13 protein-coding genes and 1 pseudogene are annotated in these 15,964 nt (G+C 59.4%); 7 read left to right on the forward strand and 7 right to left on the reverse strand.

Annotation, left to right across the window (positions count from 1 at the left end):
• Positions 1-83: 83 nt before the first annotated feature.
• Both xseB and xseA read right to left on the reverse strand, forming a co-directional pair.
• Entirely contained in the window at positions 84-320 is a 237-nt protein-coding gene (xseB, locus tag ACVWY9_RS12870) for an exodeoxyribonuclease VII small subunit (RefSeq protein WP_414357481.1), read from the reverse strand.
• Positions 301-1,581 carry an exodeoxyribonuclease VII large subunit gene (gene xseA / locus ACVWY9_RS12875; RefSeq protein ID WP_457388771.1) on the reverse strand — a complete coding sequence of 427 codons (1,281 nt, stop codon included), beginning with the start codon at positions 1,579-1,581 and terminating at the stop codon, positions 301-303. The genes xseB and xseA overlap by 20 nt, the downstream gene beginning before the upstream one ends.
• A gap of 73 nt (positions 1,582-1,654) precedes the next feature.
• Here xseA and ACVWY9_RS12880 point away from each other — a divergent pair, with 73 nt between their 5' ends.
• On the forward strand, positions 1,655-2,809 hold the full coding sequence (locus tag ACVWY9_RS12880) for an AI-2E family transporter (protein ID WP_457388773.1): 1,155 nt from the start codon (positions 1,655-1,657) through the stop codon (positions 2,807-2,809).
• A 256-nt stretch (positions 2,810-3,065) separates the two neighbouring features.
• Here ACVWY9_RS12880 and ACVWY9_RS12885 read toward each other — a convergent pair whose 3' ends face one another.
• Positions 3,066-4,499: a hypothetical protein gene (locus ACVWY9_RS12885; protein WP_457388775.1), complete on the reverse strand. Its 1,434-nt coding sequence runs from the start codon at positions 4,497-4,499 to the stop codon at positions 3,066-3,068.
• 204 nt (positions 4,500-4,703) lie between these two features.
• Here ACVWY9_RS12885 and ccsB point away from each other — a divergent pair, with 204 nt between their 5' ends.
• From ccsB to ACVWY9_RS12910, 5 genes are all read left to right on the forward strand, one after another.
• Entirely contained in the window at positions 4,704-5,756 is a 1,053-nt protein-coding gene (gene ccsB, locus ACVWY9_RS12890; RefSeq protein WP_457388776.1) for a c-type cytochrome biogenesis protein CcsB, read from the forward strand.
• Between the two features lie 84 nt (positions 5,757-5,840).
• Positions 5,841-6,224, forward strand: coding sequence for a lipopolysaccharide assembly protein LapA domain-containing protein (locus ACVWY9_RS12895; RefSeq protein WP_414384315.1), 384 nt, complete (start codon positions 5,841-5,843; stop codon positions 6,222-6,224).
• A gap of 76 nt (positions 6,225-6,300) precedes the next feature.
• Positions 6,301-7,983, forward strand: a complete 1,683-nt coding sequence (gene tig, locus ACVWY9_RS12900; protein ID WP_457388777.1) for a trigger factor — start codon at positions 6,301-6,303, stop codon at positions 7,981-7,983.
• 165 nt (positions 7,984-8,148) lie between these two features.
• Complete coding sequence (locus ACVWY9_RS12905; protein WP_457388779.1) at positions 8,149-9,648, forward strand: S41 family peptidase; 1,500 nt, start codon at positions 8,149-8,151, stop codon at positions 9,646-9,648.
• A gap of 211 nt (positions 9,649-9,859) precedes the next feature.
• Entirely contained in the window at positions 9,860-11,209 is a 1,350-nt protein-coding gene (locus ACVWY9_RS12910) for an adenylosuccinate synthase (RefSeq protein ID WP_457388781.1), read from the forward strand.
• A 425-nt stretch (positions 11,210-11,634) separates the two neighbouring features.
• Here the strand turns inward: ACVWY9_RS12910 and ACVWY9_RS12915 are convergent, their stop codons facing one another.
• Positions 11,635-12,210: a pseudouridine synthase gene (locus tag ACVWY9_RS12915; RefSeq protein WP_457388783.1), complete on the reverse strand. Its 576-nt coding sequence runs from the start codon at positions 12,208-12,210 to the stop codon at positions 11,635-11,637.
• 147 nt (positions 12,211-12,357) lie between these two features.
• Here ACVWY9_RS12915 and ACVWY9_RS12920 point away from each other — a divergent pair, with 147 nt between their 5' ends.
• Entirely contained in the window at positions 12,358-12,771 is a 414-nt protein-coding gene (locus tag ACVWY9_RS12920; protein WP_457388785.1) for a hypothetical protein, read from the forward strand.
• Positions 12,772-12,837: 66 nt separating this feature from the next.
• On the opposite strand, the gene ACVWY9_RS12925 is transcribed toward ACVWY9_RS12920, so the two are convergent.
• The 3 genes and pseudogenes from ACVWY9_RS12925 to ACVWY9_RS12935 all read right to left on the reverse strand — a co-directional run bounded on the left by ACVWY9_RS12925 (position 12,838) and on the right by ACVWY9_RS12935 (position 15,528).
• Entirely contained in the window at positions 12,838-13,089 is a 252-nt protein-coding gene (locus ACVWY9_RS12925) for a hypothetical protein (RefSeq protein WP_414390272.1), read from the reverse strand.
• Positions 13,090-13,122: 33 nt separating this feature from the next.
• Positions 13,123-13,306, reverse strand: a pseudogene (locus ACVWY9_RS12930) (hypothetical protein); the annotation flags it as partial.
• A 35-nt stretch (positions 13,307-13,341) separates the two neighbouring features.
• Complete coding sequence (locus tag ACVWY9_RS12935; protein ID WP_457388787.1) at positions 13,342-15,528, reverse strand: glycoside hydrolase family 10 protein; 2,187 nt, start codon at positions 15,526-15,528, stop codon at positions 13,342-13,344.
• Positions 15,529-15,964 lie beyond the last annotated feature (436 nt).

Raw genomic sequence — 15,964 nt, forward strand, 5'->3', positions numbered from 1 at the left:
AGGATAAAGACAACCATCCAACGACCATCCATAGTGAAGCAGAATGGCGACAGCAGTGCAGGGGGAATGATCAGGTGGGATCCCTAGAACGCCTGCGAGTCTTCTTCCTCTTGGCCCAATTGCTCGATGATGATCTCCACCTGCTGCCGCTTTTGCTCTAAAAAGTCCGCGCAGGTTTTCAGGGTTTGGGCGGCCTGTTGAAAGCGCTCCACCACCTCGGCCAGATCCAGCTCCCCCGATTCAATCTGGGCAATCAAAGTTTCCACCTCGGCAATGGCTGCTTCATAGCGCCACGGCTCCTCACGTTTGCGGCGGCTCATGGCTCTCCTCTACTCGTACCCATAGGCTTCCCGAGGCCAGTTGTATCATCAGGCGGGTTTGGGGAGGCAGGCGATGGGTGCGGATCAGGGATCCCTCTTCATCTCGCACCAAGGCATAGCCCCGTTTCAGAATGGCTTCGGGATCGAGCGCTTGGAGGCGATCTTGCAGGGCCTGTTGGTGCTGTTGGCGTTGCTGGAAGCGATGGCGCACGGCTTGGAGCAGGCGATGTTGGTGTTGGGTCAAGCGATCCTGAGCCTGTTGCAACAGCCGCTCTGGATGCACGTAAGCCAGGTGGTGTTGGGCCTGCTGCAAACGCTGCTGGGCCCTTTCCAAAGCTTGGCGAGTGCGTTCGATCAACTTCTGGCGCAACTGGGATCCCTGACGCTGCAATTCCCCCAGATCCGGCACGATCCGCTCGGCAGCTGCCGTTGGGGTATGGGCGGCGTAGTCGGCAGCGTAGTCAGCCAGGGTTTCATCCCGATGGTGGCCAATCCCGGTGACCACCGGGATCCGACATTCGGCAATGGCTCGCACCACCCGCTCATCGTTAAAACAGGCCAAATCTTCGCTGGCTCCACCGCCCCGCGCCAAAAGAAGCACTTCCGCCCGCCCATCCTGTTCCACCCGGCGAATGGCCCGCACAATTGATTCCGGGGCCGCCTCCCCTTGCACTTGAGCTGGGGAGAACAGCACCCGTAGCCCGGGGTAGCGCTGGTTGAGGGTGCGCCGAATATCTCCCCAGCCGGCAGCGTGGGGGGAACTAACGACGGCAATGCACTGGGGATGAACAGGCAGAGGTCGTTGATTATCGAACAAGCCCTCAGCACTGAGGCGGGCCTTGAGCTGTTGAAATCGCAACGCCAACAGCCCTTCCCCGGCAGGCAGCAATTGCCAGATGACGAGGCGATAATGGCTGCCGCCGCTATAGATGCCAAGTTGCCCAAGGGCAAGCACCTGTTGCCCCACTTCCGGCCAGAAGCTGAGCCTGGAAGTTTGGCCCTGCCAGACCACCCCCTTGAGAACGTCACCGGTTTCCGGATCGACTAGGGTCAAGAACAGGTGGCCATTGCGGTTGCGCTGGCAACTGGAGACTTCCCCGCTCACCCACAGCCTGACCAAGTAGGGATCCCCGGCCAGCAGCGATTTCAAATAACGGGACACTCCCCCCACCGAGAGCAGGGGAGCTTCATCCGTGAGCAAAAACTCCCTCCCACTGCTGCGGGCGGCCAAAGTCACTTCTGAAGGGACAGGATCGCGCATCCAGGGTTCTCGAATAGCGATGGGACTTGTCGGGATCCCATCTAGAATAGGCGACAACCGGGCGAGAGAGGAGGTGAGCTGGCGGGTGACCTTCGCCCAGTGGCTGGGGCTAGGGGCGCTGTTGGGCCTGCTAGTTCTGCTTTGGCAGATCCGGCAGATCCTGCTGTTGGTGTTCGCGGCCATTGTGTTGGCAGTAGCATTGGATACCTTGGCCCAGATCCCACAGCGCTACGGCTTTCGGCGTGGCCCCTCGATTGTCATCACCAGTTTGACGGTTTTGGTGGCCGCGATCTTGGTGGGGCTAATCGTGGTGCCCCCCCTGGCGGAGCAGTTGCGGCGGCTGTTTACCGATGGGGTGCCCGCCGGGATCGTGCAAGCGCAGCGGCTGTTCGAGAGCTTGATTCTCTCTTTGCCGACGGATATTGAGCTGCCGACGCTGCGGGAATTGGCCAATAGCTTGGTGCCCCAGGCCACCGAGTTGGTGCGACAGGTGCGCGACTTTTTCTCCGAGTCCTTCACTGCCTTTTTTGGCACCCTGCTCAACCTATTGTTTGTAATCATCCTCACCATCTTGTTGTTGGCGGATCCCCAAGCCTACAGTCGCGCTTTTGTCTCGGTTTTCCCGGCCTTTTACCGTCCCCGCATTCGCTACATCCTCAAGCGCTGTGAGCTGGCGCTGCGAGGGTGGCTGATGGGGATCCTGTTTACCAGCACCTTGGTGATGCTGCTGAGTGGGATCGGGCTGTGGATTTTGGGGGTGCCCCTGATCTTGGCCAATGCGGTGCTGGCGGGATTGTTCAACTTCATCCCCAATATCGGCCCCACCTTAAGCGTGGTAGCCCCCATGCTGGTAGCCCTCACGGATGCCCCTTGGAAGTCCTTGGCAGTGCTGGGGCTGTATATCCTGATCCAGCAGTTGGAAAGCAGCGTCTTCACCCCCATCGTTATGTCCCGACAGGTGTCGCTCCTGCCCGCCCTAACCCTAGTAGCTCAAGTTACTTCAGCCTTTTTCTTTGGGGTGCTGGGCCTGTTCCTGGCCGTGCCTTTGGCGGCAATCCTGCAGGTGTGGATTCAGGAGGTGCTAATTCGGGATGTCCTGGATCCCTGGCAGGGATCCCGATTGCGGCCCTTGCTCAGGTTGGAAAGTGGAGAGAATGGGATCCAGAGCTCCACCCAGGCGGAAAACCAGGATCCCATTCCGCGACCGCAATCGGTGCGAGAAGGTTGAGGGGGCAATGCTCCTGTCTTGGCTCAACCCCATCAGCTTAGCCACACGACCGGCCCTTCCATTGGGCAGGAATCGACGTTCTCCCCACGGCTAGAGCCGGGGGATTCTTTCCCGTCGCTCCACGCTCCTCGCGCTTGACCGGTGTGAGAACGCGACAACTGGCAACTGCGCACCCAGGCAGAGGGGCATTGGGAGAACAGTGAGACCTACGGCCCGCTGCGCGAAGGGCATTCTGTCAACCAAGGATTCTGTCCCGCTATCGCTCACCTGGCAAGGTTGGACTGTGGAGTCCCGGCGGGAAAAGCCGCAACCCCTGCTGTCGCACCCGCCGCTCCTGGAAGGGAATGGGGGTCACGCGCGGCAAAGGCGTAGCCACAGGCTGGGGAGTTGAAGTGGGCACAGCTTGCGGAGAGGGCTCTGGGCTGGGCTCAGGCGTAAGCTCAGGTTCAGGAGTGGCCACCACGGGCGGTGGCGTTGGAACAGCCGGGATCCCCTCTGGTGTCGGACGGGGGCGGCCCAGTTGAAAGCGCGGCTGGCGACGAGGTGCAAGCGTGGGCGTCGCCTCTGGCGTTGGAGTCGGAGTGGGTGTGGGTGTGGGCGTCGGGCTGGGTGTTGGCGTCGGAGTAGGAGTGGGCGTGGGTGTCGGAGTTGGCGTTGGCGTCGGAGTAGGAGTGGGCGTGGGTGTCGGAGTTGGTGTTGGCGTCGGAGTAGGAGTGGGCGTGGGTGTCGGAGTTGGTGTTGGCGTCGGAGTAGGAGTGGGCGTGGGTGTCGGAGTTGGCGTTGGCGTCAGCGTTGGGGTGGGCGTGGGTTCCGGAGTCGGCGTGGGTGTGGGCTGCGGCTGCACAATGGCGAGGGCCTCTTCGGCTTTTAGCTCCCCCCGAACTAGCTTGGAGAGGGTGTCTTGGCCGCCAGGGGTGTAGGTGATCTCGCGGGCGGCGCTGTTGAACACATTGCGGATGGGATCCCCTTTGCTGTCCACCAGTTCCAGCACCATCACATTGCGACCGGGCCTGAAGCCCTTCAGATAAAAAGACTCCCAGCGATCCAGCAGGCCAGATTGGCCGTTGAGGGTGTAGCGGATCCGCCAATCCCGTGGCAAGTCACTCAACAGGCTCTCCCGCACTGGGGCATTGGCCAGCCAGAAATCCACCAAGATTGGCTCGGCCCCGTAGCTGCCTGTGGGGCGGTTGTAGGTGAGCAGGGGCAGTTGCGGCTGTGGCACGTACTCGGGGGTGGGAGCTAGCACGTGGAAGCTAACCTGGGCATAGGCTTCAGAGTTTTTGAAGCTCTCGTGCCAGGGTTTGCCGGCAAACACCCGCAGAGTATGGGATCCCGGCTCCAAATCCTTGAAAACGAGGGGAGCATCGGCATCGTAATGGGCGATGTAGGGACGGTTGTCCAGCACCACGTGCAGATGAGGGCCGAGACCCAATTGCGGATCTTGGAAAAGCGGATACCCTTGCACCGCGAAGCGAACGGTTACCTGCCGCTCTGGCAACACCTCACCTGGCTTGGGGCTGAGGATCTGAACTTGCGGGCGACAATACTGCAAATGGGCATCCAGCTTGGCAATCTCCGGGGGAACCGGCACGCGCTCTAGCTGGGGAAGCTGTTCCTGCGGGGGTTTAGGCGGGGATCCCCCACAAGAGGCCAAAACGAGGGCGGCCAACAGACAGATCCACCATCTCAACAACCCCCACCTTCTCAACCTGGCATTTCCCGCGTGTTCTTGCATGAGCCTTACATCCCAATGCTCTTTGTATCCTGCCGAGCCGCAGACAAGCCATCCCCACATTACCAGCATGTGTCCTTTGGGGAAGATCCCTTCCCCCGCCCTAGAATGGGATCAACTGGCCTGGCTCAAGCCGGGTCGGAGATACTTTTGAGGTCGTGTATGGCTCTGTTGGCGATAACAGCTCTTGCGGGCATGGATCTGGCCCAGTGGCAAGCTCTGCTCAACAACGTGGCGTTTGCCATTTCTCTGGGGGCCATGCTGTTCTACTGGGGTGGGGCAGCTTTTCCCCAGGTGCAGCTTTTGGCCGAATTGGGCCTAGCGGGGATGATCGGGGCAAACTTGACGATGGCCGCCCTGTTGACGGCCCGCTGGATCGATGCAGGCTACTTCCCCTTGAGTAATCTGTACGAGTCTTTGTTTTTCCTGGCCTGGGGGATCACCGCTTTGCACCTGCTGGCCCTCCACTGGAGCCGCAGCCGCTGGGTGGGGGTCATGACTGCCCCAGTTGTAACCGGGATCGTGGCCTTTGCTGCCTTGGTGCTGCCGGAAGATATGCAGGTAGCCCAGCCCCTCGTGCCGGCTTTGCAATCCAACTGGCTGATGATGCACGTGACTGTGATGTTGCTGGCCTACGCGGCGCTGTTGGTGGGATCCCTTCTCTCCATCAGCTTTCTCATCGTCACCCGCGGTCAGGAAGTGCATCTCAAGGGCAACTCCCTCGGCCTGCAATTTCGCCCTCCCCAACCCCAGACCCATCCCGAATGGGCGGAAGCCACCCTGCCTTCCCCGGCTTCAGAACTGGCCTATGCCGGCCTCCGCTCCCCCCGTCCTGCCCCCTCGTCGGCTGAACTCCCCCCCCAACCGGCCCCCGAAGGGATCCCCTGGCAACGGCTGAGCCTGGCAGAAATCTTGGACAACACCAGCTACCGGCTGATCGGGCTGGGGTTCCCCCTGCTCACCATCGGCATTATTGCCGGCGCCGTTTGGGCCAACGAAGCCTGGGGTACCTACTGGAGCTGGGATCCGAAAGAAACCTGGGCCTTGATTACCTGGTTGGTCTTTGCCGCCTATTTGCACGCCCGCATCACCAAAGGCTGGCAAGGCAGACGCCCCGCCCTCTTGGCCAGCTTAGGCTTTGGAGTGGTTTGGGTGTGTTATCTGGGGGTGAACTTTCTGGGCAAAGGCTTACACAGTTATGGCTGGTTTTTCTGAGGGAATTTTTCTCAAAAACCGGCCCGAGTTTATGGGTATTCTGGTGCTGGCAAGCCGTAGTGGATCCCTTCGAGGAGAAAAACGATGCGACTGTTCAACTACCTGATCTTGTTTTCAGCCCTCCTGGCCATTGCCCTCTTTGCCATGCAAAACGCCACCCCGGTCACGGTTACTTTTGCCCCCGGCGTCAGCATCGAAAGCCCTCTGGTGATGGAACTTCTGGCTGCTGCTGGGATTGGGGCCGCCCTCGCCTGGCTGTATAGCCTCTGGATGCGCGTACAGTTCAGCATCGAAGCCCGGGAAAAAAATCGGCAACTGCAGGAGAAGGAGGTCACCATCACCGAACTCAAGGAAATGGTGGTGGAGCTGGAAGCCAAAGTGAAGCAACTGCCTCCCAGCAAGCGTGCCGAACCCCAAGAGGACATCCAGGATGTGAAAGAAGTGGCCACCGAGGGATCCCCTGCCTAAAATCCCCAGGTTGACTCACAGGCCGTTGAGGTAGAATTGAACTTCTACTTGCCCCTCTCCCTAGCTCATACTTCCTATGCAGGTTATCCAAGAAAAACGCCCTGGCAGCCGGGTTGGCCTCAAAATCGTGGTAGAAGCCGACCGGGTGAAGCGCTCCTACGAAAAAACCTTGCGTCAACTGGAGCAGAATATCCAGATTCCGGGATTCCGCAAGGGCAAGGCCCCCCGCAATCTTGTTGTGCGTCAGGTGGGCCGCGAGCGCATTCTGGCCAGTGCTGTGGATGACCTGATCAGCGAGGCCATTCAACAGGCTTTCAAGGAAGCTCGGCTCACCCCCATCAGTCGGTTCGAGCTGGATGATGAGGTGGGGCAGCTCTTGGCTCAGTTCAACCCCGAAGCAGACTTCAGCTTCTCAGGATATGTTGAGGTGTACCCCGAAGCCCGCGTTGGCCAATACAAAGGGCTGACCGTTACGGCAACCCGTGTTGACGTCAAGCCTGAACAAATTGACCAGCTCATCGACCGATGGCGGGATCAGCGGGCCACCCTCTTGCCGGTAGAAGATCGGCCTGCTCAGTTGGGGGATGTGGTGGTGATCGATTTTGCAGCCCGCGATGCAGAAGGCAATCCCCTCGACGAGATGACCACCCAGGACTTCCAGTTGGAACTCAAGGAAGACAACTTCATCCCCGGTTTTGTGGCGGGCATCGTCGGCATGCAGCTCGACGAAACCAAGGAGATCGCAGTCACCTTCCCCGACGACTACTTCAGAAAAGAGTTGGCCGGGAAAACGGTTACCTTCACTGTCTGCCTGAGGGAGATCAAGGCCAAAGAGCTGCCCGAATTGGACGATGCCTTTGTGCAAGAGATCAGCAGCTTTCAAACGGTGGCCGAACTGCGGGAGCACTTGCAAAAGCGCCTTGAACAGGATGCCCTGACACAATCTGAGGAGAACCTCGAAACCGCCATCCTCAACGCCATCCTGGAAACCACCGAGGTGGATCTGCCCGAGACCCTAGTCGAGCAGGAAACGACGCAACTGCTATCCCAAAGCCTTCACTCGCTGCAACAGCAGCGAGGGGTCACGCCAGGCGAGATCCGCAAGCTCCTGTCCCAACTGCCGCCTGAAACCCTCAACCAGTTGATGGAGCGCCACCGACCCGAAGCCATCAACCGGCTGCGGCGCACCTTGGCCCTGAGTGCCATCGTTCGGCAAGAGCAAATTGCCGTAGGTTCCACGGAGTTGGACGTGGAGGTGGAAGAGGTGATGGCGGCCTATGCCCAGCAAGGCCAAAAGCTGGATCGGGAACGAGTACGCCGAGTACGCCAAGCCGTCTATGAAAGCTTGCTGACCAACAAGGTGATGGCTTGGCTGAAGTCTCAGACCACAGTCAACTGGGTCGATAGCGAGGGGAATCCAACCCAGGCGCCCACTTCTTTGGCAGGCTCGGAGGAGAAGGTTGAAGTGCCAGAGGCCGAGTTTGAGGCCGATGAGCCAGAAGCAGAGGTATCTGGGATCCCTGAGGCAATTGAATCCTCATCAGAGACGGCTACGGGGGCGGAAACGGATGGAGAAGCTGCAGTCGTGGAAGCCGAACCGGCCCCAGAAGAGGCTGTAGAAGTATCCCCTGCTGAAACCGTCTCAGCCTCTGCGGCAGAGGCAACGCTCCCAGTTGAGGAGAAAGCGGCAGAGACCGCTACAGAGATCCCGGCAGCAGAAAAGCCCAAGCCGAGCAAAAAGGACAAAAAAGGCAAGTGAATGCGCTGGGGATTTTCTGGCTGAGGGCATTTCCTTCAAAAGCAAGGGGGCGCAGCCCCTAGTGTTCCAAGTCGCAAAAAATAGATATCTACCACTGCTGGCAGTGGCAAAGGGGAGCGTTTAGGGTTTATCCTATTCGCAACATCTGCAAGAGGGCAGGCTGCCATGAAGGGATTTGCGCGCGTGCTTGGGGCTTGGGGGATCCTCACCCTGATCGCCGGGATCTCGCCCGGCAGCGCTGTGGGCCAATTGGCCTTGCCTCCTGTGCCCATCATGCCCTCGGATCCCCAAGGTTCGTTTCCCGATCCAGGGATCCCGGCAGCCCCTTCCCCTCCCCGTGAGCCGGTCGGGCTGGATCTCCGCCATCTGGTGGAATTGTTCATCAACGAGTCCTTGGGTGCAGGCAACCAAGCTGCTGCGGTTAGTTACAACGACCTCTACACCCGCCTGTTGGCCCGAAGCTACGGGGATCCCCGCCCCCCCATTGAGGTGGAGTACGAGTTCATTCAAGAGATCCTGCGGGAGTATGGGGATCCCGCCGATCGTTTCTGGGATCCGCAAGCTTTCAAGGACTTGCTCAACCGTCCCCGTCCTCCCGTACAAGCCCGCGGGATCGGCCCGCGCCAGGTTTATTTGGCAGTGCCGGATCTCACCCCGGCCACAGCTCAGCAAATCCGCCAAACCCTCTACACCCAAGACTACAGCCAGGGCATTGTCCTCGACCTGCGCGGCTCGGTGGGCTACGACCCCCAAGTGGTGGCCGATGTGGCGCGCCTATTTTTGCCCCGCTCCGTCCAGCCGCTGCTGATTACCGAAGACCGATTCGGGCAGCCCACCCTCTGGAACAGCGAAAATCTGCCCATTGCCGCCGGGATCCCGTTGGCCGTTCTGGTGGATGGCAACACCCGCCAGGGGGCCACCCTCTTGGCTGCCCAGTTGGGAGCCAGCGGCAGCACCCTCATTTTGGGGCAGCCCACCCAGGGCAGCGAGCGACAAACCCGCTTCTTTGCTCTCCCCTCCGGCGCGGCGGTGGAACTGGCCGTGGCCACCTGGAAAACAGGGGATGGTCGCTCTTTGGAGCGGGGTCTGGTGCCTTTGCAGACGGTGGAAGGAGATGACAATGCTTGGCTGAATGCCGGCCTGCAAGCGCTGGCCTTGCCCCCCCGGCGACCTGCCCTGCCCCCACGGCCTACCGTGCTGGTGCAAGAGGGTCGAGTCGGTCGCTTTGAGCTGGGCATGGATACCCGCAACGTGGATACCCACCTGCTGGGCAATGTCGATCAGATCCCAGCGGCCTCTGGAGCCAATGTATTTCAGCCCAACAGCGACTTGAAGATCTTTTACCTACAAGACTACATCCTCTTCACCTACCGTCATCCGGGCATTGTGGATAGCTTTTTCGCCAACCGCATCTACACCACCCACCCGGAAGCCATGACCGGCGAAGGGATCCGCATCGGCTCCACCTATTCGGAAGTGATCGCCGTTTACGGCGGGCCCGGCGAGAACGGCTACAACGAGGTGGTACCCTATCCCAAGGGAAGCCGAGAATATCTGCGCGACGACCGCTACTACGTCAACTACGATGCCCTGGGCCTGGCCTTTGCCTTTGAGGTGGGATCCAACCAGGTCACGGCCATTGGCCTGTTCAAGCCGGGGAGCTGAAGGCGAGGGCAACTGGGGAATCTCTGTTGGCTTGCCAGAGGGTTCGGGGATCCCGCCCATCTCCACGTTGTCCCCTGCCGGAGAAAAGTTAATCGATTGTTAATCTTTTTGTCCTGATCTCTCAACATCGCCCGGAGCGATGCGGTAGATTAGTGCAGCAACCCCCGCAAAGGGGATTTTTTGTGCCATCTACGGACTGTAGGAGAAGCTCTTGGCAAACGTCGTGGTTGTCGGTGCCCAGTGGGGCGATGAAGGAAAAGGGAAGATCACCGACCTCCTCAGTGAAAAGGCCCATGTGGTCGTCCGCTATCAAGGTGGGGTGAATGCAGGGCATACCCTGGTGGTGGGGGGCCAAACCTTCAAGCTACACTTGATCCCCTCTGGCATTCTCTACCCCGACAAACGCTGCATCATCGCCAGCGGCACGGTGATCGATCCCGAGGTTCTGCTGGCCGAGATCGACCAACTGCATCAATTGGGCATTTCCACCGACAACCTGTTCATTGCCGAAACGGCCCACGTTACCCTGCCCTACCACCGGGTCATCGACATCGCAGAAGAGGAGCGGCGCGGCATCTACAAGCTGGGCACCACCGGACGGGGTATTGGCCCCACCTATGCCGACAAGGCAGAGCGCATGGGCATTCGCGTTGTGGACTTGATGTACCCTGACCAGCTGCGGGAGCGCCTCAGTTGGGCCATTCCCTACAAAAATGTCTTGCTGGAAAAGATCTATAACTTGCCGCCCTTGGATCCCGAGCCGATCATCGAGCAATACCTGGCCTATGCCGAGCGGCTGCGCCCCTATGTTACCGACGCTGCCCTGCTTCTGACCCAAGCCATCGAAGACCGGGAGAACATCCTGTTTGAAGGGGCTCAGGGCACCCTGTTGGATCTCGACTACGGCACCTACCCCTACGTCACCTCCTCCCATCCCATTGCCGGTGGCGCTTGTATTGGCGCTGGGATCGGCCCCACCAGCATTGACCGGGTGATCGGGGTGGCTAAAGCCTATACCACCCGCGTTGGGGAAGGCCCTTTCCCCACCGAGCTCAAAGATGAGATCGGGGCGTACCTAGGGGCAACCGGTGCTGAATTTGGCACCACCACCGGACGACAACGGCGCTGCGGCTGGTTTGACGGGGTGATCGGGCGCTACGCGGTGCGGATCAATGGCCTAGACTGCCTGGCCATCACCAAGCTGGATGTGCTGGATGGCTTGGATGAGATCAAGGTGTGCGTTGCCTACGAGTACCAGGGTCGGGAAATTCGTCACTTTCCCAGCGATGCCCGTGTTTTCGCCCAGTGCAAACCTATCTACGAAACCCTGCCGGGCTGGAAATGTTCCACCAAAGATTGCCGCTCCATCCAAGACTTGCCCCCCGAAGCCCACGATTACCTGAAGTTTTTGGCGCAGTTGATGCAGGTGCCGATTGCCATTGTTTCTTTAGGGGCCAGCCGCGACCAGACGATTATCGTCGAGGATCCCATCCACGGCCCCAAACGTGCCCTTCTCTATCCCAATGGTGGCAAGCGCGTCCACGCCCTCATGCCCGACTGAGTGGGCCTCAAGCACAATTGGGAACAAGGACAATACTGTAGTGATCAGTAAGTTATAGTCATTTCAGTTTAGGGTGAGACGCCTGAGCCACTGAGAAAGTCTTCCGCCCGAGGGTGGTTGCAGAAGCAGCGTGGAGCATTTTGAAAGCGTCTTAATCTAACTTGAAATAACTGCAATGGGTCAGAAAATCAATGGTTTAGCTAGTCCGCTGGGAAGCCTCGCCCTCCATGCATCAGCATGAGGGTCGGGATGAAAGGCGGTCTTTGTGCTGTGGTCAACCTAGCTGTACAGAACAGCTTTGTTGGAATCTGGTGCAGCTACGCGGTGGGACATCCTGTGTCTGCTCGCTGAGGGTTCTTGCGATAGCTACCCGTTGAGGCGAGAAGCCTGCTCCGTACTACCTAGCAGTCGGAGTCGGGAGTACGTCACGGAAAACAATATTGCCGTAGCTGGGCCAGTTCTGCCTCGCTGAGATCTTGCCACTGGCCGGGAGCAAGCCCCACCAGAGAAAGAGGCCCCAGTCCAACCCGAACCAACCGCAAAGTTGGGATCCCAACGGCGGCAGTCATGCGGCGCACCTGGCGATTGCGACCCTCCCGCAGCGTCAGTTCCAGCCAGGTGGTGGGGATGGAGCGGCGAAAGCGGATGGGGGGATCCCGTGGCGGCAGGGTGGGTTCCTCAGCCAAGACCTTAACCTGGGCCGGGCGCGTTTTTCGCCCTTGGATGATCAGCCCCTGTTGCAACTGTTGCAGAGCTTGGGGGGTGGGGATCCCTTCCACCTGAACCCAGTAGATGCGCTCATGGCCGAACTTGGGATCGATCAAGCGGGCATTGAGGCGACCATCATCGGTCAGCAGGAGCAGCCCTTCGCTGTCGCGATCCAGTCGCCCCACCGGATAAACCCTGGGCACCGGGATAAAAGACTGGAGGGTGGGCCGTCCCTCTCGGTCGGTGAATTGGGTGAGCACGCCATAGGGCTTGTAGAACTTGAGATAGCGCATGACACACAAAACAACAAAACTGTGAACCCAACCTTTCCAATCTTTAAGATTTGGCAGAAAGATTTGGCAGAGCGGCTTCAACGGTAAGATCAAGCCTTAAGGAGCAATATCCCTCCATCGCCAGCAGCGTTTGACGGAGCTCAACCCATGACCATAGACAACAACTTACTCTGGGTTTTGGTTGGAACAGCGGGGCTCTCTCTCCTCAGTTTGGTGTACGTGCTGGTGGATGAGGGCAACAAACGTCGCCGCTACGAACAGCAAAAGGAAAAAGAAGCTGCTCAGCCACCTGCGGTTGTTCCTGCAGAAGAAGCCGGGATCCCAGCTGCACCTCCTCCTTCTGCTCCTCAACCTGTTGCTGCTCAGCCCGCTTCAGCGCCACACACTGCTGACGGGTTCCCAGAAGCGTCGCGTAGCGATGACGAGGAGCCAGAAACCTCCCCGGAAGCGGTTCGCGCCAGCAGGACAGAGTCCTTGCCCAGCCCTGAGGACTCTGCTCTCCCCAAGGAGCCGGATACAGGGCCTGACCCCGCAGAGGAAATGCCGAAAGATACCCCATAACAGTTTTTTTCGGTTCTGGGGAAGTTCTGGGGATAGATGGGATCCCCATCCCGCAAGAGGGGAGCTTCATGCCCTCATCAGGGTTTGCTCTCCGTAGCGCAGCATCATCTCCAAAGCCGCGAGACGGTTGCCCCAAACTTGAACTCGATAGGGGTTGCGCAGAGATTCCAGCCGCATCCAAGTGGCAAGATTGGTTTTCAAGTTGCCCAGTTGCTGACGGGCTTGTTCCAGGGCTTCCGGGGTGGGATCCGCTGCCAAGGCCGCCAGGGATCCCTGCACCCGCTCTATTTGCTCCATCCATTGGCTGTGCTGATACATTTACGCTGAACACTGCTGAACATCACTGTTCAACTATGCAGCGATAGCATTCTGTTTGTTTCCAACCAGAATGGCGGTATCCCGCAAAGCTTTGAGTAGAATACCCAAAGCGCAGTTTCCGTGTCGTCTTACTACCAATTTTCTGCTTTGCTCTGGCTACCATGTTGGCAGACTCGAAAGTAAACAGAAAGATCAACTGGTAGTAATCCGTACTGAACATATTATACATTATTTTCAGTATAGTTGAGCTTATTATTGACTAGAGTCATGCTCCCACAACCCCAACCGTTTCTGCTCGAGCAAAAACATCCACTCCTGCCGCAGCGCCTGGAAGCGATCCCGAACAGCCCCAAAGGGATCCCGATAGGGAATGCGAGTCGAGGCAATGGCGGAGGACCTGAGGATGGCTTCCAGCTCTGGGGTAAGCTGCCGCACCGAGAATAAAGCAAACCCCCCGGTGGGCAAATCCCGCACCACCTGCAGTTGATCCAAGAACTCGACGGGCGGCAAGTTCAACAAATTAAGGCTGGGGACGAAGAGGGTGGAGAAGCGGCTGACAATTTCCAAATTGGGCTGCACCAGTTGCGCCAAACGCCGTGTATTGCCCGCATAGGTGAGGGGGATCAACAGATCCAGCTCCCCTGCCTGGATCCACTCTTCCCAGTTCTGCTGCAGCCTTTGCAGGCGCTCCTGCTTGGGCAGAGCATAGACAGCTGCCGAGAGGATCACGCGCGGGTTGAGGGAGCGGGCGGTGCGGGCAATGGCCTCCACCACCTCGTTCACCTGCTGGGTGCGGTAGCGGGTCCACAACTGCCAGAGGGAGCGATCCCTCAAGGGATCCAACTCCAGCGGATCGACGCCGGACAACTGCTGAAACCCCTGACGAGCGGCCCGACCGAAGCCAAACACCTGGCGGCTGGCAGCGTTTTGGAAGGGATAGCGGATGTAGTCCAGGTGGATCCCGTCTACCTGGTAGTCTTGCACTAGCTCGCGGGTAAGAGCCAGGAGATAGCTGCGCACCTGCGGATTGGCTGGGTCTAGCCAGGTTTCCGGCTGCCCGCGCGGGAACAGACGGCCACGATTGTCCAGATTGGCCCAATCGGGGTGAGCCGTCAGCACCGGGCCGATGTAGTCTTGGGGCAAGTTGATCTCCGGCAGCAGATTGTGGCGGGTGTTGCCCACCGCAAGAGTCCAAATCCAAGCGTGCAATTCGAGGCCCCGCTCATGAGCCAAGCGCACCGCCGCCCGCAAGGGATCCCAGCCACGGGTGAGGGGGTTCTGTTGGGGGGCGACGCGGCTGGGATGAATGGCAAAGCCAGCATTCATCGTCTCGAAAAAGACGGTGTTGAGGCCAGCCTGAGCCAGGCGATCGAAAATCTGAGCCAGCCCTGCCTCAGAGCCTGCCTCGACAATGGTGCTCCGATCCAGCCAAATGGCCCGTACCTCAGACAAAGCCGTCAACCGATCCACCGGGTAGTGGGCCCACAGATCCGCCCGTGCCTGTTCAAAAGCCTGCCGCGCCTGCTCGTATTGCCCTGCCTCCACCCAGGCCGGTAGCTGTTGCAACACGCTGCGGGCTTGCTCCAAAATGGGCTTGTACTCGGCTGCTTCTACCCCCCCTTGAGTGGCCCGAGCCAGCAACAGGGATCCCTCTACCCGACCCAGCAAGCTCCCCAGCTCTTGGCGCATGGCCAGCAACTCCAGGGTGTTGATGGTGCTCCGCACCGCTGGCAAAGGGGATGGGGTGGCAGCAGCCTGTCTGAGGGCAGCGAAACGGCCTTGGGCCCGGCGCAGAGCCGCTTGCAACCACTCCCGATCCAACTGCGCCGTCTCCTCGGGAAACTCCCCCCAACGCCAACCCAGGTACACACTCTGGCGGCTGGCAATCACCGCATAGGCATTGTCCCCCATGTCCACCTCTTCCCAGACGGCCACCAGACGACTTTCCGGGCCGGTGGGCAAGAGGGCTCCCCCGGCAACCACAAAGTGCTCCGCACCGCTGGCGCGATCGGCCGCCTGAACGCTGCGGGCCCATGCTTCAGCAAACTCTGTCAGGCGCACCGTACTGGCCAGAGGAATATCTCCGCTCCAGTAGGCGCCAATCAGGCTGCGTAAGGGATCCCGTGCCTCAGCAGGGATTTCCAGCGGGCCGCTGACGATCAACTGACCCCCTTCCTGTTGCATCCATTCGGCGAGAGCATGGGCTTGAGCAACGGTTAGGCGATTCACGTTTGGCAAAAAGACTGTGCTGCGCCCCCGCAAACCTGCTGGCTCGATCCCGTCGATCACCTGGTAGCTGAGGCCGCTCTGCTGCAGTTGCCGCTCGATATTGGCCCAGTTCTGCCCTGGCAAGCGTACCACCGTCAGAAGGTGCTCCGCACCGTGGACAGCGCTTTGGCCGTGGGCAACCGGGGATCCCGTCCAAACCAGCAGACCCACCCAGAGGAAACCCAGACAAACTGCCAGGGGCTTGAAGGATCTTAAGATGAAGCCCCAGAAACGATCCCTCACCATCCCAGACCAGCCTGCTTGAGGACTCCGTCCCGCCAAAGGACTGGGGAACCGAACCGCCAACAGCATTGGATCTCCTTTCTTTGAAGACCATCCGTCAGGAGCGCGGATATGAACCTGCACCCGCCCAGACCATTCAACATTATTCAATTCAACAATGATGTTGGTGAGGATCCCTGCCAGTGGAAGGGGGAAATCCCCAGGCGGCGCTAGGGCAGGCGAGGGATCCCGTTGCTTGTCCAGGTTGAGAAATAGGGCTTATTTTGGAGTGTGACATACTCCCGCACTCATGCTGACGCAAAGCGCTCCGCGCCGCTAGCGCGAAAAGGACGTTTCCTGCGCTTGAGGACTACGTCCCGCTGAC

The sequence above is a fragment of the Thermostichus sp. OS-CIW-31 genome, assembly GCF_054060305.1.